At 71.0% G+C, this 18030-nt stretch carries 17 protein-coding genes; 7 read left to right on the plus strand and 10 right to left on the minus strand.

Features of this window, described 5'->3' with window-relative positions:
• The first annotated feature begins 9 nt into the window (after positions 1-9).
• On the plus strand, positions 10-1083 hold the full coding sequence (locus DMH01_RS10815) for an acyl-CoA dehydrogenase family protein (protein WP_125675596.1): 1074 nt from the start codon (positions 10-12) through the stop codon (positions 1081-1083).
• On the plus strand, positions 1080-2588 hold the full coding sequence (locus DMH01_RS10820) for a long-chain-fatty-acid--CoA ligase (RefSeq protein ID WP_125675598.1): 1509 nt from the start codon (positions 1080-1082) through the stop codon (positions 2586-2588). Before DMH01_RS10815 ends, DMH01_RS10820 begins: the two co-directional genes overlap by 4 nt.
• A 159-nt stretch (positions 2589-2747) precedes the next feature.
• Here the strand turns inward: DMH01_RS10820 and DMH01_RS10825 are convergent, their stop codons facing one another.
• From DMH01_RS10825 to DMH01_RS10850, 6 genes are all read right to left on the minus strand, one after another.
• Complete coding sequence (locus tag DMH01_RS10825) at positions 2748-3413, minus strand: helix-turn-helix transcriptional regulator (RefSeq protein WP_158633203.1); 666 nt, start codon at positions 3411-3413, stop codon at positions 2748-2750.
• Between the two features lie 118 nt (positions 3414-3531).
• A complete protein-coding gene (locus DMH01_RS10830) occupies positions 3532-5283 on the minus strand; it encodes an ABC transporter ATP-binding protein (protein WP_125675602.1) in 1752 nt (583 codons plus the stop codon).
• Positions 5280-5711 (minus strand): lasso peptide biosynthesis B2 protein, encoded by a 432-nt coding sequence (locus DMH01_RS10835; RefSeq protein WP_125675604.1) that lies wholly within the window; start codon positions 5709-5711, stop codon positions 5280-5282. Before DMH01_RS10835 ends, DMH01_RS10830 begins: the two co-directional genes overlap by 4 nt.
• Positions 5708-5965: a lasso peptide biosynthesis PqqD family chaperone gene (locus DMH01_RS10840; protein WP_034322637.1), complete on the minus strand. Its 258-nt coding sequence runs from the start codon at positions 5963-5965 to the stop codon at positions 5708-5710. The genes DMH01_RS10835 and DMH01_RS10840 overlap by 4 nt, the downstream gene beginning before the upstream one ends.
• A complete protein-coding gene (locus DMH01_RS10845) occupies positions 5962-7806 on the minus strand; it encodes a lasso peptide isopeptide bond-forming cyclase (protein WP_125675606.1) in 1845 nt (614 codons plus the stop codon). The genes DMH01_RS10840 and DMH01_RS10845 overlap by 4 nt, the downstream gene beginning before the upstream one ends.
• A gap of 21 nt (positions 7807-7827) precedes the next feature.
• Complete coding sequence (locus DMH01_RS10850; RefSeq protein WP_125675608.1) at positions 7828-7935, minus strand: keywimysin-related RiPP; 108 nt, start codon at positions 7933-7935, stop codon at positions 7828-7830.
• Between the two features lie 237 nt (positions 7936-8172).
• Between DMH01_RS10850 and DMH01_RS10855 the strand changes: the two genes are divergently transcribed.
• Complete coding sequence (locus tag DMH01_RS10855; RefSeq protein ID WP_125675610.1) at positions 8173-9270, plus strand: alpha/beta hydrolase; 1098 nt, start codon at positions 8173-8175, stop codon at positions 9268-9270.
• On the opposite strand, the gene DMH01_RS10860 is transcribed toward DMH01_RS10855, so the two are convergent.
• Positions 9222-9827 (minus strand): TetR/AcrR family transcriptional regulator, encoded by a 606-nt coding sequence (locus tag DMH01_RS10860; protein WP_125675612.1) that lies wholly within the window; start codon positions 9825-9827, stop codon positions 9222-9224. The two genes, DMH01_RS10855 and DMH01_RS10860, sit on opposite strands and share 49 nt — an antisense overlap.
• A 63-nt stretch (positions 9828-9890) precedes the next feature.
• Between DMH01_RS10860 and DMH01_RS10865 the strand changes: the two genes are divergently transcribed.
• Both DMH01_RS10865 and DMH01_RS10870 read left to right on the plus strand, forming a co-directional pair.
• Complete coding sequence (locus DMH01_RS10865) at positions 9891-10316, plus strand: SgcJ/EcaC family oxidoreductase (RefSeq protein ID WP_125675615.1); 426 nt, start codon at positions 9891-9893, stop codon at positions 10314-10316.
• A gap of 28 nt (positions 10317-10344) precedes the next feature.
• Complete coding sequence (locus DMH01_RS10870; protein WP_125675617.1) at positions 10345-11256, plus strand: hypothetical protein; 912 nt, start codon at positions 10345-10347, stop codon at positions 11254-11256.
• Here the strand turns inward: DMH01_RS10870 and DMH01_RS10875 are convergent.
• Genes DMH01_RS10875 through DMH01_RS10885 form a run of 3 tightly spaced genes read right to left on the minus strand, consistent with a single transcriptional unit; the run spans position 11249 to position 16020 of the window.
• Positions 11249-13942, minus strand: a complete 2694-nt coding sequence (locus tag DMH01_RS10875; protein ID WP_125675619.1) for a bifunctional GNAT family N-acetyltransferase/acetate--CoA ligase family protein — start codon at positions 13940-13942, stop codon at positions 11249-11251. The two genes, DMH01_RS10870 and DMH01_RS10875, sit on opposite strands and share 8 nt — an antisense overlap.
• 1 nt (position 13943) lies before the next feature.
• A complete protein-coding gene (locus DMH01_RS10880) occupies positions 13944-15116 on the minus strand; it encodes an acetoin utilization protein AcuC (RefSeq protein ID WP_125675621.1) in 1173 nt (390 codons plus the stop codon).
• A 55-nt stretch (positions 15117-15171) separates the two neighbouring features.
• Positions 15172-16020 carry a sulfurtransferase gene (locus tag DMH01_RS10885; RefSeq protein ID WP_125675623.1) on the minus strand — a complete coding sequence of 283 codons (849 nt, stop codon included), beginning with the start codon at positions 16018-16020 and terminating at the stop codon, positions 15172-15174.
• Positions 16021-16128: 108 nt separating this feature from the next.
• Here DMH01_RS10885 and DMH01_RS10890 point away from each other — a divergent pair, with 108 nt between their 5' ends.
• Positions 16129-16848 carry a metal-dependent transcriptional regulator gene (locus tag DMH01_RS10890; protein WP_125675625.1) on the plus strand — a complete coding sequence of 240 codons (720 nt, stop codon included), beginning with the start codon at positions 16129-16131 and terminating at the stop codon, positions 16846-16848.
• Positions 16845-18026 carry a galactokinase gene (galK, locus tag DMH01_RS10895; protein WP_125675627.1) on the plus strand — a complete coding sequence of 394 codons (1182 nt, stop codon included), beginning with the start codon at positions 16845-16847 and terminating at the stop codon, positions 18024-18026. The genes DMH01_RS10890 and galK overlap by 4 nt, the downstream gene beginning before the upstream one ends.
• Positions 18027-18030: the final 4 nt, after the last annotated feature.

Genomic DNA, 18030 nt, shown 5'->3' on the forward strand with positions numbered 1-18030 from the left:
GAGACATCGATGGACTTCACGCTCACCGAAGCGCAGCAGGATCTCGCTTCGCTCACGCGCCGGATCCTGACGGACAAGGTCACCCCCGACGTGCTGGGGCCACACGGTTCCGGCGGCTTCGACGCTCCACTGTGGACTTCGCTGGCGCAGGCCGGAGTGCTCGACGCCGCGCTGCCGCAGTCTGTCGGCGGTGGCGGGTTCGGGCTGCTGGAGCAGTGTTCCGTGCTGGCCGAGATCGGCCGCGCGGTCGCGCCCGTGCCCTATCTGACCTCAGTGGTCATGGGGGCCGCGGCGGTCGCGGAGTTCGGCGACGGCAGGCTGGCCGAGCGCTGGGTCGTCCCGGTCCTGCGCGGTGACCACGTCCTCGCGGTGGCGCTGCCGGACTACGGCGTGCCGTGCGGGTTCACCGCCGAGCCCGACGGCGACGGCTGGCGGCTGACCGGTGCCCAGACCGCGGTGGCGTCCGGCGCTTTCGCGCACGGATTCCTCGTCGAAGCCGCCATCGACGGCGGCCGCCAGGTGTTCCTGCTCGACCGGGACGTCGTGACGGTCTCGCCGCAGCGGACCGTCGACCACGCCGACGCGGCACTCGTCGAGCTGTCCGGCGCGAAGGCCGACACGTCCTTGGGCGACATCGGCGAATGGCTGCGGTTACGGGGCACGGTCGGCGTCTGCGCGCAGCAGCTCGGCGTGGTCGAACGGGCGCTGGAACTGACCGCGGCGTACGCGCGGGAGCGCAAGCAGTTCGGCCATCTCATCGGGAGTTTCCAGGCGGTGCGGCAGCGGCTCGCCGACGCCTACGTCGACGTCGAAGCCGTCCGGCTGACGTTGTGGCAGGCCGCCTGGCGGCTCAGCGAAGGGCTTCCGGCGGCCGAAGAGGTCGCGACGGCGAAGTTCTGGACGGCCGAAGCCGGGCATCGCGTCGCGCATACCGCCGTGCACGTCCACGGCGGGGTCGGCATCGACGTCGACCACACGCTGCATCGCTACTTCGTCGCGGCGAAACGGCTCGAGTTCACCCTGGGCGGGGCGACCGCGCAGCTGCGGGGACTCGGCGACCTGCTGGCCGCGGACCCGGCATGACCCCCACGGTCACGGAACTCCTGCTCGCGCGGGCGGAGGACCGCTCGACCGGCCTGCTCTTCGAAGACCGGCAATGGACCTGGGCCGAACACGTCCGGGCCTGCGCCGGGTACGCGGGCGCGCTCGCCGGGATCCTGCGGCCCGGCGGGCACTTCGGACTGCTGGCGGACAACGTTCCCGAATTCTCGTTCCTGCTCGGTGGCGCGGCGCTCTCGGGACACGTGCTGGTCGGCCTGAACCCCACGCGGCGGGGTGCGGCGCTGGCCCGCGACGTCGCCTTGGCCGACTGCGAGGTGGTGTTCGCCGAGGACAAGTACCTTCCGCTGCTGGACGACGCCGGTGTGCCGGTGCTGTCGCTGAGCGAACTGGAGCCGGCACAGAAGACTGCCGACCCCGTGGCCGCGAAGCCGGAAGACCTGCTCATGCTGATCTTCACCTCCGGCACCAGCGGTGACCCGAAGGCCGTCCGGTGCACGCACGGCAAGATCGCCTACCCCGGCGAGATGCTGGCCACCCGGTTCGGTCTGTCCACTGAGGACATCGTGTACGTGTCGATGCCGATGTTCCACTCCAACGCCATCATGGCGGGCTGGTCGGCCGGGCTCGCCGCGGGCGCGGGGATCGCGGTGCGGCGGCGGTTCTCGGCCTCCGGTTTCCTGCCGGACATCCGGAAGTTCGGGGCGACCTACGCCAACTACGTCGGCAAGCCGCTGTCCTATGTGCTCACCACCCCTGAGCGGGACGACGACGCCGACAACCCGCTGAAGCTGGTCTACGGCAACGAAGGCGCGGAAGCCGACCTCGCCGCCTTCGGCAAGCGCTTCGGTTGCCACGTGGTCGACGCGTTCGGTTCGACCGAGGGCGGAGTGAACTTCGGAAGGGACGCCACCACCCCGGCCGGTTCACTCGGCAGGCTGCTCGACGGCGTCGCCGTCCTCGACCCGGAGACGGGGAAACCCTGTCCCCCGGCGAAGTTCGACGAAGGCGGGAAGCTGCTCAACGCCGCCGAGGCGGTCGGCGAACTGGTCAACACCGGTGGTCCCGGCTTCTTCGCCGGTTACTACGGCGACCCGGCGGCCGAGGCCGAGCGGATGCGCGACGGGATGTACCACACCGGCGACCTGGCCTACCTCGACGCGGACGGCTACTGCTACTTCGCGGGACGGCTCGGCGACTGGCTGCGCGTCGACGGCGAGAACCTCGGCACCGCCCCGATCGAGCGCGCGCTCCTACGGCATCCCGCCGTCCGCGAGGCCGCCGTGTACGGGGTGCCGGATCCGCGGGTGGGCGACCAGGTGATGGCCGCACTGGTCTGCCGGTCGCCGATCGACGCCGGCGAGCTCGCCGCTTTCGTCGCCGCGCAAGGTGATCTGGGACCGAAGCAGTGGCCCCGGTTCGTGCGGGTGATCGAGGAACTGCCGCGGACCGCGACGCACAAGGTACTCAAGCGGGAACTGGCGGCCGACGGGACCTCGGGAGCCTGGGAGGTGCGGTACCGGGACTAGGCCGTGTCCTGTAAGTCTGTTCGATGGGCTTCGTGATCCAGGCGGCTCCTGGCGGTGCGGGCGGGCCGGCCTCGTACCGGGTCGTACTCGGCCGAGCCCGCCCGTGCCGCAGGGGCCGCCTGGGCGCGGAGACCGCGAACATGACTTGCAGGACACGGCCTAGGCGCGCTTGGCCACGCGGCCGAGCCGGAAACCCAAGGCCATCCGCGAGGTGGTGCCGAACCGGCCGTGCAGCTCGGACACGATCGTGCGCACGGTCCTGCTGCTCAGACCCAAGCGGTTGGCGACCTGATGGTCCGTGGCTCCCTCCACCAGCAGGTCCGCGACCTGCAACTGCCGTCCCTGGAGGCAGGCGTTCCGTCCGGACTCGCCGCCGAGCGGTCGCGACTCCGACCAGAGGACCTCGAAGAACTGACCGCAGGGACCGACGAGCGGAGGGCGCAGCACCAGCACACCCGCGTGCAGGCTCGCCTCGTCGAGCGGCACGACCGCGTACCGGGCGTCGAAGACCAGCATGTGCCGCAAGGCCCCGCCGTACACCCTGATTTCGGTCTGCCTGTCCTTTTCTCGGTGCCGCACCAAATCACCGCCCGCCAGCCGCGAGTCGACCACCAGCCGCCTGCGTCCCGGACTGAACAGCATCGACTCCAGCAGCGCCGGGTCGCAGGAACCCACCCTGCCGCCGTCGGAAAGAATTCCGGACACGAGTTTGGTGGTTTCACAAAACCGGTCGATACGCCTGAGCGTATCGCAGCGTCCGGACAGGACCTCCACGAATTCCAGTTGCCGAGTCAATTGGCCGACGGCCAGTCGGTTGTAGATCATCTGAGCATCATCACCGGCCCATCCGAATAGCCCATCCGACATCCCAGCGACCCATTCTCAAGAGCACCCGGATGCCGCGACAGGGCCATCCGGGGGATGCGATGACCACAATCGGGGATTATTTGATGGAAGCCGCTTCGGTGGGCCGATCAGCGGACAACTGACTCTCGACGAGCCGCCGGTACAGCGGACAGGACGCGGTGAGCTCGCCGTGCGTGCCGCTGCCGGCGACCTTGCCCCCGTCGAGCACCAGTATCCGATCGGCCCGGCGGACGGTGGCCAGCCGGTGCGCGATGATCAGCAGCGCGCATTCCCGTCCGGCCCGCTCCAGCGCCGTGGTCAGCGCGGTTTCGGTGATCTGGTCGAGGTGCGCACTCGGCTCGTCGAGAAGCAGCAGGTCGGGCCGGGTGAGCAGGGCACGGGCGATGGCGACCCGTTGCCGCTCGCCGCCGGAGAGCATGTTCCCGCGTTCACCGACCTGGGTGTCCAGCCCGTCGGGCAGACCGGCGACGAACTCGGCAAGGTCGACCATCTCCACCACCCGCGTGACTTCCTCCGCGTCGGCGTCCGGTGCCGCGTACACGAGATTTTCTCGCAGCGTGCCCTGCAGGATGGGCACGTTCTGGTCGACCAGCGCCAGCCGGGAACGGCAGTCGGAAAGTGACATTCCGGTAAGGTCGACGCCATTCAGCAGCACGGCACCGGAAAAGGGCTGATAAAAATTCTCGGCCAGCGAGAAAACTGTCGACTTTCCCGCTCCCGACTTTCCGACCATCGCCACGATCGTATGCGGTTCGACCCGGAACGAAACGCCGTCCAGCACCGTCCTTTTCCCGTAGGAGAATCGGACATCGCGAAATTCCAGCACCGGCGCGGACCGCCTGGGGAGTATCGGCGAGTGCGTCACCGTATCGCTTTCGACGGGCAAGAGAGAGGCCTCGTGCACCCTCTGCAGCGCGCCCATGCCGCGCTGGACGAGGCCGATTCCCTGAAGCAGGGAGATGAGCGGCACCACCAGATAGGTCGCGTACAGCAGAAACGCCACCAGCGCGCCCAGCGAGGTCGCGTTCGCCGCCACCCGCGCCCCGCCGACGAGCAGCACCAGCAGCAGCGAGCCGCGGATGGCCAGCTCGACGGCCGGGGTCATCACCGAGGTGAGCTTGGCCGCCTGCACCCCCGCGGCGAAGGCCGACTCAGCCCGCTCGCCGATCCGCCGCTCCTCCCGCGGTTCGGCCCGGTTGGCGCGCACCATCCGGATCGCGCCCAGCGCGCGTTCGAGATCCGCGGTCATCTCGCCGACGCCGCGCTGCGTCCGCTCGCCCGCGGTGCGGAGCCTGCCGAGCAACGCGACCACCACGACGGCGGCGACCGACACGGTCGCCGCCACCAGGCCGAACAGCACCGGGTCGAGCAGCAGCATCAGCACCGCCGTGCCGAGTCCGGTCAACCCGCCCGCGACGAGCTGGACTGACGCGGTCGACACCACGTCGCGCAGCACTGTGGTGTCGACACTGAGCCGGGACATCAGGTCGCCGAGCCGATGATCCTCGTAGGCGGGCATCCGCAGCCGCAGCAGGCGCGCGATCAGCCGTCTGCGCACGCTGAGCACCACCCGTTCACCCGACCGCTCCAGCATGAACAAGCCGAGCCCGTCCACGGCGGCCTGGACGAGGAAGAGCCCGGCTATACCCGCGATGAACCACCAGGAGAGCGGCCGCGTGCCCACCGAGTCGATCCCGTGCCGGACCAGCAACGGCTGGAGCATCCCCAGTCCGGACGCCGACACGGTGAGCACGATGGCCAGCGTCAGCACCCCACGGTGGCCCGCTGTCAGCCGCAGCAGTTCCCGGAAGCCCGCCCGATCGCTCATCGGGCCCGATCCGGCGGCCCGACCGCGACGAGCCGCGCGAAATACCCGGCGGAGACCCCTTCGCCGACGGGCTGCCCGTCCACCTCGACCCAGGCGTGCGCACCGAACGGCGGCCTTGCCCGGACGCCGACGCACCACGTCGGCCAAGTACCGCGCAGCCTGCACAGCAGCGTGACGGCCAGCGACCTGGGCAGGCAGCCTTTCGGGCCGAGGCAGGCCAGGCTGACCGCGAGCACCGCCTCCCTCGCGGCCTCCGCCTGCTCGGGGGTGGCGGGCCGGGCGCCCCGGCGGAGTACGCCGAAGACCGTCCGGATCCGGTGTGGCGGCAGCATCGCGATCAGCCTGGCCGCGGCGACCGCGAGCCGCGCGGTGAGCCGCCGCGCGAACGGCAGTGACCGTGGCCTGGCCAGGGCGCTCGGGGTGGTCACGGCGTCACCAGGCCCGCCGCGCGCAGCCCCTCCACCAGCGCGGTCACGTCCTGCTCGGCACGCTCACGCGAGACGTCGTACTCCTCGATGAGCGCGCCGGCCGCCTCTTCGCTGTCACCGCCTTCGAGCAGCGTCCGCACGACGATCCGGCCACTCGGGTTGAGCTGGAAATACCGGCCCTTGCGCTCGTCGAGCAGCACGGACCCATAGTCGGTGTCCACAATGGACACGTTGGGGCGGAAGGCGAGACTCATTTCTCCTCCAGGGAGGGCAAGGGCTTCGAGAGCGTGCGCAGCCAGACCTCGCAGCCGATGGTCGGATACAGGATGCCGTCGCGAAGCTCCGGCGTTTCGGGCCGCGATGCCAAGGCGCTCAACCGATTCCGGTCGACAAGGCCGAGTTCGGCAAGCCGCGAGTCCGCCCACAGTTCGCGCAGGTCGCCGCGGCTGGCCCGCAGCCCCGCCGCGGCGTCCATCGACGCCTGTGCCTTGCTGGTGCGGGCCAGGCATTCGCCGGGGACCAAGCCGCGCATGGCTTCGGTGAGCACCGGCTTGTACGCCCACGGCGTCACACGGTCGTCCGGCCTGATCGACAGGCAGGCCTCGATCACCCGGTCGTCGAGGAAGGGCGACTGGATCGGCAACCCGGCCCGCGCGCTCATCTGCTCCCATTGCCGGATGATCCGCGTGCAGGACAGGATCTGCTCCAGGTCCGCGTGCTCGCCCCGCGTCTCACCGAGCGGCTCCGCGGTCAACGCCGCGTCGCGGATCGCCACGCTCGCCAGCTCTTCCGCCTCCGGTGTCGCCCAGTCGAACAACCGGGGCGGCGTGCTCCAGCCCAGCGCGGCGGTCACCGGTGCGGTCTTCGCCGCACGGACGTCGGCCGCGGCGTCCGAGAGCCACCGGCGGTACGAACGGGAATCGCCGAGCGCGCGGGCCATGCCACCGAGCGGCCAGGTGAACAACGCGCGGAAACCCCGTAGCGCGCCCAGCGCGAACAACGGGCGACGCCGCAGAATCGAGTGATAGTGCGCTTCGGAGCACCAAGCGACGTGATCGCCGCCGATACCGGTCAGCCGGACCCGGCTGCCCTTGGCCGCCAGCGGCGCCAGATCGCTGAGCAGCCTGGCCCGGTCCATCATCCCGATGGTCGGCTCGTCGAGCGGATCGTCGATTTCGAGCAGGCCCGCATAGACCAGCGGAGACGCGGCGACGTCCCACACCACATGCTCGACGTCGGGCAGATGCGCCGCCGCGCGCTTCGCCCAGGAGAGGTCGTCGTCGGCCGGGTCCAGTCCCGGCCAAGTGCTCGCCACGATCTTCGCGTCGCCGCGGGCGGCGAGGAAGGTCACCGAGGTCGAATCCAGGCCACCGGAAAGGTCGCAGGCGACCACGCCACCGGCGGCCGTGCGCGCGTCCACCGCGGCGGTGAGCGCTTCCCGCACCAGCGGCACGCCTTCCGCGAGCGAGCGTTCCGGGCGCGGCGGATCCCACCACCGCACCGTGCGGGCGGCGAGGCCGTCCGGCGCCAGCATCAGCGCGCTGCCCGGCTCCACCCCGTGCACCCCGCGCCACATCGGCTTGTGCAGCAACGGATGCGGGACCGGGAACAGCAGCCGGACCGCGAGCATCCGCTCGTCGATGTCCGCGCCCGCCGCGTGGGCGAGGATGTCCGCGCGGTCGGCCGCGACCACCACGCCGCCGATCCTGGTGTGATGGACCAGCCGCAGCCCGGACGCGGTGCCCTGCACCCGGCAGTGCCCGTCCACCGAGGCCACCAGGTGGAAGCTGCCCGGCAGTTTCGCCGCCAGCGCGTCGAGCCCGCCCGGATCGCGCAGCCGCGCGGCCGCGATGGTCAGCTCCTTCTCGGTGACCGGGCAGCAGCCGATCACCGCCAGCCTGGTCCGCCCCGCCGAGGCCACGACGATCCCGTCATCCGGCCACCGGCCGGTCAGCCACGGCCGCCCCGACGCGTGGGCGAGCGTCCGGGACCCAGGTGCGTGCAACCGCGGGGCCACGGCGAGGGTGGCTTCGTGGTCGGGAAAGACCGCGAAGTACTCCTCGCCGTGACCCAGCGTGTCAACGATTCGACTCATCGACGCAGACGGTCAGCGCGTTCAGTTCTTGCTGAAGATCAGCCGGTCGTTGCCGTGCCTGGCGAGCAGGCCGGTGACCTCTTCGAACTCGCCGGCCTCGATCAGCATGGGGGTCTCGTATTCCTTCATGGCACTCACCTTTCGTCGGAATTTCCTTCGGTCCGGGCGTGCACGCGCCATCACCGAACGTAACAAGGGGTTCGCCGGTTCTACAGCGAACGAAGCTTCCGGAACAGGCAACTGCCACAAGCGGCATTCGAGCTGCGAAGTCAGCGAAACCCCATGGTCCGCCGGGATCGATCCCAGGGTCGGCACCGGTGATCTTCCCGATGTCCCGGCACCGGCCCGCTGCCTACGTTCGGTGCCATGAAACGAACTCCGCGCCGGATCGGCGTACTCGCCACCGCGCTCGCGCTCCCCGCCGTCCTCCTCGCGCCGTCCGCGTCGGCGGCGCCCGTCCGGTTGAGCCTTCCCGCGCCGACAGGTCCGTACGCCGTCGGCAGTACCGACCTCCATCTGATCGACCACTCCCGCCAGGACCCCTGGGTTCCCGGCGTGACAAGGGAATTGATGGTCACCGTGCGGTACCCGGCTTTGCCGAGCGGAAAGCCGAAAGCGCCGTACATGGCGCCGGGTGTCGCGAAAGTGGTGGCCGAAGGCGACGCCGTCAAGCTGGGCATGTCGGCGGAGCAACTCGACTACCGCTTCCCCACCCACACCCGGACCGGCGCGCCCGCGGTCGGCGGCAAGCGGCCCGTCGTGCTGTATTCGCCCGGCGGTACCTTGTCGCGTTCGCACGGCACCACACACCAGGAACAGCTCGCGAGCGAGGGTTACGTCGTCGTGGCCATCGACCACACCCACGAAGCGGAAGCGGTGGAGTTCCCCGATGGGCGCGTCGCGAAGAAAGCCCTGCCGCCATCAAGTATCGAGGTGTCGAAGCGCGTGATCGAGACCCGCGTCCGGGACACCAGGTTCGTCCTCGACTCGCTCGGCCTGAGCCAGGCCGGCATGTTCGGCCACTCCGCCGGCGGATTCACCGCGGGCGAGACCATGGTGACCGATCGGCGCGTCGTCGCCGGGGCGAACCTGGACGGCAGCATGGCCCACTCGCAATCGCAGCGGATCTTCGGCCGTGTCGCCGACGAGGGACTGGACCGGCCGTTCCTGCTGATGAGCGCCGGCAATCACAGCGCCGCGTCGGACGCGTCCTGGCAGGAGTTCCTCCGCAACCAGCGCGGCTGGACCCGCGAGGTGCGGCTGCCGGACGGCGAGCATTTCAGCTTCACCGACTACCAGTCGCTGTTGCCGCAGCTGGGTAACGCCCCGGCCGCGTTCGTCGGCACCGTCGATCCGGCGCGGAGCGTCGCCACGCAGCGCGCTCAGCTCTCGGCGTTCTTCGGCAAGACGCTGCGTCACCGAAGCAGCGACGTGACCAAGGTGTCCTTGAGCCAGGCTTCGTAGTCGTCGTGACTCCACCCGGCCTCGGCGACGAGGCTGGTGTGGACGCCGGCGCTCATCAAGGCCACGGCGATGTCCGCGGCCCTGGGCACCACAGCACGCCCGCTTTCGCGAACGCGGCCGACGACCATCTCGACGCCGAGCCGGTTACGCCGGGCGCCTTCCGCCTGTGTCGCGGCGATGTCCGGATCGACGGCGGCACCGGAGCCCAGCATCGTGACGATGTCGCCACAGCGTTCCCGGACCTGGCGGGCGACCGTGGCCAGCAGGCCGAGCAACGCGACCGGATCCTCGGTCCGCTGCGCCTCGGCGACGAGGTCGGGGATCCCGGCCTCGTCGTCGAGGAGATCGACGAGACCGCCGAGGACACCGGCCTTCGAGCCGAAGTGGGCGTAGATGGTCTGCGGGGACACCCCCGCTTCCTGGGCGATGAGGCGGATCGGTGTCCGCGCGTAGCCGCGCTCGGCGAAGAGGCCGCGGGCCGCCGTCAGGATCGTGCGCAGCGTCAGCGCCTCACGACGGTCGCGCAACCGGACGATGCCGGGAAGATCCGCGGGCATGTATGCTCCTCGAAAGTTGGAACGTTGTTCTAACCAATGGATCGATGTTCTGAAAGGATAGCGATGACCACCGAGGAGATCATCACCGCGCTGGAACGCGCCTGGAACGCGGGCGACGGCGAGGCGTGGGCCGCGAACTTCGCCGAGGACGCGGATTTCGTCGACGTCGTCGGCCGGATCCAGCGCGGCCGCGCGACGATCGCGCGCGAGAGCCAGAACATCTTCGACACCATCTACCGGGGCAGCACGCTGCGGATCCGCCAGGTGTCGAGCCGTCCGCTCGGGGGCGGGTTCGATCTCGTGCACACCGCGACCACGCTCACCATCCCCGCCGGTCCGCTGGCCGGGGAAGCGCGGGCGGTGCAGACGAAACTGGTCCGCGACGGGCGGATCGTCGCGTTCCACAACACGATCCGGGGCGAGATCGCGGCGTTCACCGGCCACGACGCGGACCTCGCGGCCCGCTCGCCCCAGGAGTGGGATTCCTGACCGGCGCCGTTACCGGCAGACTCACGCTGTGACGCGACTGAGGAAGCATTGGCTCTGGCCGCTCGTGATCAGCGTGCTCGCGCTCGGCGCCTTCGCCGGGCTCGGCCTGCTGACCCGGGCGGTGCTCGGCTCGCGAGGCAACCGAGCGCTGGCGGCCACCGGCGAGTTCGGCGTGTGGTCGATGCTGATCGGGGCGTCGGCGGTGCTGTTCGCGTTCCTGTTCGCGCATTCGGTCCCTCTGACGGCCTGGCGCCGTCTGGCCGGTGTCTCGCTGTGGAAACCGGCGGTGGCCTACGGGATCTTCGCGGTGGTCCTGTTCGCGTTCCAGTGGCGGACCGGCTCACCGATCGGGAACCTCAAGCCCACGACCGCGATCGGGGTGTCGCGGACCCTGCTCGCCCTCGGCCTGATCGCGGCGGCGCCCGCGGTCTTGGGCCTGTGGCTCAACCACACCCGGTTGCGCCGGATCTCGCGGGTGTTCGACGGCGAGAGCCGGGCGCAGGCTTCCGACGTGCTCGGCGAACTCCTCGACTGCAAGCGCGCCAACGGGACCTGTCTCACGGTGCTGGCGCTCATCGTGTCCACCGCGGTCGTCGACGCCGGCGCCCAGCGCCGGGCGTTCCTGGCCACAGGCACGCCGAAAGAGGCCTTTCCGCCGGAAAGCGTGCTCCTCTACGGCGCGCTGTTCACCGCGATCGCGCTCCTGCTCTACGTGCCGGTGTTCCTCGCGTGGAAGACCCGGTGCCTGCGGCTGGTCGACGAGATCTACCCGCTGCCGCCCGACGCGCGGCCCGGCGAGGACTGGGTCGCCGGACGCGCTCGCCTGACCCAGCTGCTCGGCACCGACACCACGGTGGGCAAGACCGTCACGGCGGCGTTCGGCATCCTCGCGCCGCTCGCGGTGAGCGTGCTCGCCGTGGTGCTCCCGGGCCTCAAGTAGGGGCGTTGATCGGCCGCAGCCGTCGCGGTCCTGTGTCGGGCCGGGACGGCGGCGGGCCCAGCACGATCCGCGCGTTGGCCACGAAGGCGCCGTCCGGCGAGGCCAGGATCGGGTCGAGCGTCATCGAGCGGACCTCGGGGTTGTCCTCGGCGAGCGCCGCGACGCGCAGCACGATGTCCTGGAGCGCCGCCAGATCCGCCGGTTCGTCGCCGCGGTATCCGGTCAGCAGCGGCGAAGTCCTCGGTTCGCGCAGCAGCGTGGCGGCGTCGACGTCGGTGAGCGGGACCGCGCGGTAGGCCCTGTCCCCCAGCAGCGTGCTGACCAGCCCGGAGAGACCGAACGACACGAGCGTGCCGAACGACGGATCGTCCTGCAGCCCGACCACGCACGAAATCCCCTTGGGCGCCATCCGCTGGACGTACACCTCGTCGTCCTGGGAGATCTCGCGCAGATCGGCGTACGCCCGGCGCACTCCGTCCACAGAGGACAGATCGAGCCGCACGCCCGCGAGGTCCGGCCTGCCGCGCAGCCGTTCGTCGACGGCCTTGAGGGTGACCGGGAAACCCAGCTCCTCGGCCGACTTCACCGCCTCGTCCGCGGACGACGCGACCCGGAACGGGACGACGTCGATGCCGTAGCAGCCCAGGAACCGGACCACGTCGTCGTCGGAGAGCAGCGTCGTCTTGCCTTCCTCGGCCGCCAGCAGTTCGCTGACGATCACCTGCGCCTGCTCGGCGTGCAGGCCAGCGGGCCGCACCAGGTTCCCCTGCGGGCGCTGCCGCCAAGCCGCGTAGCGGACGACTCGCGCGAGCGCGTTCACCGCGCGTTCCGGGCTGGGGTACGACGGGACCGAACCCCGCGTCGGCACGCCGTCCTCGGACAGCACGGCCAGTTCGTCCGGCACCCCCTCGACGGCGAGGAAGGTCGACACGATCGGCTTGTTCTTGTCCATCTCGACGACGGCCTCCCGCAGCGCGCGGGCGTAGGCCGTGCCCGGGATCGCGAGCGGCGGCACGAAGACCACGACGAGCGCGTCGGTCTCCGGGGAGTTGAGTGCTTCGCGCACGGCGGCGGCGAATTCCTCCGGGCTCGCCTGCGGCCCGACGTCGACCGGGTCCGCGGTCAGCCGGAGGCCGTGCGCCCGCGCGGTGTCGGCGGCGAGCAGCCCGATGGCACTGGAGTTGCCCACGATGGCGACCCGCGGCCCGGCGGGCAGCGGCTGGTGGGCGAAGACCAGCGCGGTGTCGAAGAGCTGCGCGAGCGTGTCGACGCGGACGACGCCCGCCTGCTCGAACAGGGCCTGGACGCTGGACTCGTCGACCTCCGCCGACGTCGCGGCGAGCTGCGGACGGACCGCGTGCCTGCCGGATTTCACCGCCACCACCGGTTTCGTCCGCGCCAGCCGGCGCGCGAGCCGCGCGAACTTGCGCGGGTTGCCGAACGATTCCAGGTACAGCAGGACGAGGTCGGTCGCCGGATCGGTCTCCCAGTACTGGAGCAGGTCGTTGCCGGAGACGTCGGCCCGGTTCCCCGCCGAGACGAACGTCGACAGCCCGAGACCACGCGCCTCGGCGTCGGCGAGGATCGCGGTGCCCAGCGCGCCGGACTGGCAGAAGAACCCGGTGCGGCCGCGCGCGGGCAGGCGGGGCGCCAGGGTGGCGTTGAGCCGGACCGAGGCGTCGGTGTTGAGCACGCCCAGCGCGTTCGGGCCGACGACCCGCATCCCGTGCGCCCTGGCCTCCCCGACCAGCCTCAGCTCGGCGTGCAGCCCGTGCGGACCGGCCTCGGCGAACCCGCCCGAGACGATCAGGAGGGTCTTGACCCCCTTGGCCAGCGCACCGTCCAAAACGGACTCGACGGCCTCGGCGGGCACGGCCACCAGCGCGAGATCGACGTCCTCGGGAATGTCCACGACGGACGGATAGGCGCGGACACCGCGGACGGACTTGTGCTCGGGGTTGACCGGGTAGACGGTGCCGGCGAAATCGGCGCTGAGGAGGTTGGTGAGGGCGACGTAGCCGATCTTCGTCGGATCGGTGGACGCGCCGATCACCGCGACCGACTTCGGGTGCAGCAGGTTGTGCACACTGCGCGCCTCGGCGGCCTGCTCCCGGGACCGGGCGACCGCGAGCGACTCCTCGGTCGGGTCGATGTCGAATTCCAGGTGCAGCACGCCTTCTTCGATCTCGCGGCTGACCTGGTAGCCCGCGTCACGGAACACACGGACCATCGCGGCGTTCTCGGCGAGCACCTCGGCGACGAAGCGGCGAAGCCCGGATTCCGAGGCGGCGGCGGCCAGATGCTCCAGCAGGATCGACCCGAGCCCGCGGCCCTGGTGGGCGTCGTCGACGACGAACGCGACCTCGGCCGACGGCCCGTGTTCGAGCCGTTCGTACCGGCCGACCGCGACGATGTCGTCACCGAGCAGCGCGACGAAGGCGACCCTGTCGTGGTGGTCGACGACGGAGAACCGTTCGAGGTCCCGCTGCGGGATCCGCGGATAGGCGCCGAAGTACCGGAAATACCGGGTGCGTTCGGACAGCCTGCCGTGGAAGGCGACGAGCCCGTCGGCGTCGCTGGGGATCACCGGGCGGAGGTGCACCGTGCCGCCGTCGGAGAGCAGGACGTCGGCCTCCCACTCGCGCGGGAAGTCGTAGGGATCGCGTTTCGTGTCCTCACTGGCCATGTCAGTCCCTCGGATCGTCCGGATCGAGGCCGTGCAGCGGGAAGATCGCGCGGCGGGTGTCACGGATGGCGATGTCGACCGGCTCGTCCTCTCCGTCTCCCCACGGGACGAACGCGGTCTCGCGGCCGTCGGACATGCCTGCCGGGATCTCGGCCTTCGGCGCCGCCCTGGAGATCGACGCGACCCAGTTCGGCGGCAACGACGTCGCCGGGTCGACGTCGCGGCCGAGCACGGTGGCGAGCAGATGGGTCCAGGAGCGCGGCACCACGCGGATCAGCTGGTAGCCACCGCCGCCCACGACGAGCCAGCGGCCACCTGCGTGCGCTTCGGACAGTTCACGCAGCCGCCGGTAGATGGCGCGATGCCCGTCGACCGACAGCGAGAGATCCGCCAGCGGGTCTTCCTCGTGCGAGTCGACGCCGCACTGGGTGACGAGGATCTGCGGCCGGAACTGCTCCAGCAGCGACGGCACCACCGCCTCGAACGCGCGCAGCCAGCCGCCGTCGCGGGTGCCGGGCGGCAGCGGGAGGTTGACCGCGGTGCCCTCGGCCCCGCCCTTGCCGATCTCCCCCGAGTAGCCCGTGCCCGGCCACAATGTGAAGGGGTGCTGGTGCAGGGAAACGGTCAGCACCCGGGGGTCGTCGTAGAACGCCGTCTGCACGCCGTCGCCGTGGTGCACGTCGGTGTCGACGTAGGCGACGCGGTCGAAACCGTGGTCGAGCAGCCACGAGATCGCCACCGAACAGTCGTTGTAGACGCAGAAACCGGACGCCTTGCCCGGCATCGCGTGGTGCAGCCCGCCGGCGATGTTGACCGCCCGGGTCGCCTCGCCCTCCGCGATCTTCCGCGCGGCCAGCAGCGTCGAGCCCACGACCAGCGCGGAAGCCTCGTGCATCCCGGTGAACACCGGGTTGTCCTCGGTGCCGAGCCCGTGCGCGAAGTCGGCACCGGTCATCGGCGCCTGCCGGACGGCCTCGATGTACTCGGCGAGGTGCACGCGGCGCAGCTCGTCTTCGCCCGCCGGGCCGGGGACGAGCAGGTCGACCCCGTCCAGCACGCCGAGTTCGGTGGCGAGCCGGATCGTCAGTTCGAGCCGCACCGGGTTGAACGGATGCTCGCCGCCGAGGTCGTAGCCCAGCAGCGAGGAGTCCCATACGACGGCCGGTGCTCGCATGGTCCGAACTCTAGTGCCCCGCGCCGGAAGGTGCGTCGTTCCGGACGCCCGCGGGTCAGCCGGGCAGATCCCCGGTGGCCACCGGGCGCTCCGGATCGCGGGACCAATGCGACCACGAACCCGCGTACAACGCCGCGGGCTCCGGGTGACCGGCGACCTCGAGCGCGAGCACGACGGACGAGGCGGTGACGCCCGATCCACAGTAGACACCGACCGGGGTCTCCGGGGCCACGCCGAGACCTTCGAACCGCTCGGCCAGCTCCGAGGCGTCGCGCCAGCGCCCGTCCTCCCCGAGATGCCCGGAGAAGGGCGCGTTGACCGCGCCGGGGATGTGCCCGGCGCGCGGGTCGATCGGCTCGGTCTCCCCCGCGTACCTCGGCCTCGCCCGCGCGTCGAAGAGCAAGCCCTCCCTGGCGAGCGTGGCCGCCTCGTCCGCGTCCAGCACCGGCATGCCACCGGGCTTCACGACGATGTCCCCCTCCTCGGGCGAAGGGACCTCGGCGGTGACCGGACGCTCCTCTTCGGTCCAGGCCGCGAACCCGCCGTCCAGCACGGCGACCTCGGCGTGCCCGGCCCAGCGCAGCAGCCACCACGCCCTGGCCGCGACCGAACCGTCGGCGTCGTCGTAGACCACGACCGGGTGACCGGCTCGGACCCCGGCCGCCCGGAGATGCCGCTGCAGCGTCTCCGGTTCGGGCAGCGGATGACGGCCGCCGTCACCCGGCTCCCCCGCGAGCGCCGTGTCGAGATCGACGTACACCGCGCCCGGGAGATGTGCCTCACGGTAGGAATCGGCGCCCGGCGGGCCGGTGAGCCGCCAGCGGACGTCGAGCACTACGGAGCGTGCCGATTCCGGCCCGGAGAGCCGCTCGGCGAGTTCGCTGGTGGTGATCATGGGGCGCATGGGTCCATCTTTCCGCCCCGCGCGCCTCCCTGCCCAGCTTGGGGGACTTTTCCCGCCTCGGTGCTTGTTCTCCCCACGCCTGCGTCGCTGTCAGTGCCAGCGACTACGATGAGCAACGCGGACGAAGGGGACAGCGTGAACGATCTCATCGACACCACAGAGATGTACTTGCGTACCATCTACGAGCTCGAAGAAGAAGGTGTCGTCCCGCTGCGGGCCCGGATCGCGGAGCGGCTGCAGCAGAGCGGCCCGACCGTGAGCCAGACCGTCGCCAGGATGGAGCGCGACGGACTGGTCGTGGTCGCGGACGACAGGCATCTGCAGCTGACCGAGCACGGTCGCGAACTCGCCATCGCGGTCATGCGCAAGCACCGGCTGGCCGAGCGCCTCCTGGTCGACGTCATCGGCCTGGAGTGGGAGCACGTCCACAACGAGGCCTGCCGCTGGGAACACGTGATGAGCGAGGCCGTCGAGCGCAAGCTGGTCAAGCTGCTCGACCACCCCACCACGTCTCCCTACGGCAACCCGATCCCGGGGCTCGACAAGCTCGGCGACGGCGAGCCCGCTCCGCCCGCCGAAGCCGACCTCGTGCGGCTCGACGAGTTCGCCCGCATGGGTGGCGGCGAGGTCGAGATCCGCCGGATCGCCGAGCACGTCCAGCTGGACGAGACGCTGATGACGGAGCTCAAGTCGGTCGGCATCGTGCCCGGCAGCCGGGTCAAGGTCGGCAAGACCGCGCCCGGCGGCACCATCGAGGTCACCGGCGGGAGCAACACCGCGCAGGTGCCCGTGTCAGCGCTGCACGCCGTGCTGGCGCAGGCCAGGTGAGCGCCGCGTCCGACGCCGCGGAGACCTTCCAGGCCCTCCACGGCCGGGCTCCGTCCGGGGTCTGGTCCGCGCCGGGCCGGGTGAACCTGATCGGTGAGCACACCGACTACAACGACGGTTTCGTGCTGCCGTTCGCCCTCCCGCACCGGCTCGCCGCCGCGGCGACGCCGCGCGAGGACGGTGTGCTGACCGTGGCCACCCTCGGCTCGGACGGCAGGGTCCAGGAGTCCGGCCCGCTGACCGTCGCCGACCTGCGGCCCGGCTCGGTCGAGGGGTGGGCCGCGTACCCGGCTGGGGTCGCGTGGGTGCTGCGCGACCAGGGCCTCGGCGGCGGCGCGGACGTGGCGATCGCGGGGAACGTGCCGTCGGGGGCGGGCTTGTCCTCCTCCCACGCGCTCGAATGCGCCGTCGCGCTCGCCCTGCTGGGGCTGGCGGGTACCACTCCGGGCACCGGCGGGGGTTCGCCGAGCCTGCACGAAGTGGCCCGTTGGGTGCAGCGTTCGGAGAACGACTTCGTCGGGGCGCCGACCGGCCTGCTCGACCAGACCGCTTCCCTGTGCTGCACGGAATCGAACGTGCTCTTCCTCGACGTCCGCTCCGGCGAGATGGAACAGGTGCCGTTCCCGCTGGAGGAATCCGGCGTCCGGATCCTGATCATGGACACCCGCACGAAGCATTCGCACGCCGAAGGCGGCTACGGCGAACGCCGCCGGGGCTGCGAGCGCGCCGCGGAACTGCTCGAAGTGAAGGCGCTGAGGGACATCGGCGTCGACGGGCTGGACGCCGCGCTCGAGAAGCTGCCGGAAGAACTCGTGCCGCTGGTACGCCACGTGGTGACGGAGAACCAGCGCGTCCTCGACACCGTGGACCTGCTGCGGGCGGGCCGCATCACCGAGATCGGTCCTCATCTGGACGCCTCGCATGCGAGCATGCGCGACGACTACCGGATCTCCACCCGTGAACTCGACCTCGCCGTCGATTCGGCCCGCGAAGCCGGGGCGCTCGGCGCGCGGATGACCGGCGGCGGTTTCGGCGGTTCGGCGATCGCACTGGTCCGCGAGTCCGATGTGGACACCGTCGGGCGAGCGGTGAAGGCCGCGTACGAAGCGGCGGATCTGCGCCACCCCAGGCTGTTCACCGCGGTGCCGTCGCGCGGCGCCGGCCGCGACGAGCTCTAGGCGC

The sequence above is a fragment of the Amycolatopsis sp. WAC 04182 genome (genome assembly GCF_003947465.1).
GTDB lineage: Bacteria > Actinomycetota > Actinomycetes > Mycobacteriales > Pseudonocardiaceae > Amycolatopsis.

What these genes read in the sequence shown, in the direction of transcription:
- DMH01_RS10815 (WP_125675596.1), top strand. Translation starts at nt 10, where the DNA reads ATGGACTTCACGCTCACCGAAGCGCAGCAGGATCTCGCTTCGCTCACG.
- DMH01_RS10820 (WP_125675598.1), top strand. Translation starts at nt 1,080, where the DNA reads ATGACCCCCACGGTCACGGAACTCCTGCTCGCGCGGGCGGAGGACCGC.
- DMH01_RS10825 (WP_158633203.1), bottom strand. Translation starts at nt 3,413, where the DNA reads ATGATCTACAACCGACTGGCCGTCGGCCAATTGACTCGGCAACTGGAA.
- DMH01_RS10830 (WP_125675602.1), bottom strand. Translation starts at nt 5,283, where the DNA reads ATGAGCGATCGGGCGGGCTTCCGGGAACTGCTGCGGCTGACAGCGGGC.
- DMH01_RS10840 (WP_034322637.1), bottom strand. Translation starts at nt 5,965, where the DNA reads ATGAGTCTCGCCTTCCGCCCCAACGTGTCCATTGTGGACACCGACTAT.
- DMH01_RS10845 (WP_125675606.1), bottom strand. Translation starts at nt 7,806, where the DNA reads ATGAGTCGAATCGTTGACACGCTGGGTCACGGCGAGGAGTACTTCGCG.
- DMH01_RS10850 (WP_125675608.1), bottom strand. Translation starts at nt 7,935, where the DNA reads ATGAAGGAATACGAGACCCCCATGCTGATCGAGGCCGGCGAGTTCGAA.
- DMH01_RS10855 (WP_125675610.1), top strand. Translation starts at nt 8,173, where the DNA reads ATGAAACGAACTCCGCGCCGGATCGGCGTACTCGCCACCGCGCTCGCG.
- DMH01_RS10860 (WP_125675612.1), bottom strand. Translation starts at nt 9,827, where the DNA reads ATGCCCGCGGATCTTCCCGGCATCGTCCGGTTGCGCGACCGTCGTGAG.
- DMH01_RS10865 (WP_125675615.1), top strand. Translation starts at nt 9,891, where the DNA reads ATGACCACCGAGGAGATCATCACCGCGCTGGAACGCGCCTGGAACGCG.
- DMH01_RS10875 (WP_125675619.1), bottom strand. Translation starts at nt 13,942, where the DNA reads ATGGCCAGTGAGGACACGAAACGCGATCCCTACGACTTCCCGCGCGAG.
- DMH01_RS10880 (WP_125675621.1), bottom strand. Translation starts at nt 15,116, where the DNA reads ATGCGAGCACCGGCCGTCGTATGGGACTCCTCGCTGCTGGGCTACGAC.
- DMH01_RS10885 (WP_125675623.1), bottom strand. Translation starts at nt 16,020, where the DNA reads ATGCGCCCCATGATCACCACCAGCGAACTCGCCGAGCGGCTCTCCGGG.
- DMH01_RS10890 (WP_125675625.1), top strand. Translation starts at nt 16,129, where the DNA reads ATGAGCAACGCGGACGAAGGGGACAGCGTGAACGATCTCATCGACACC.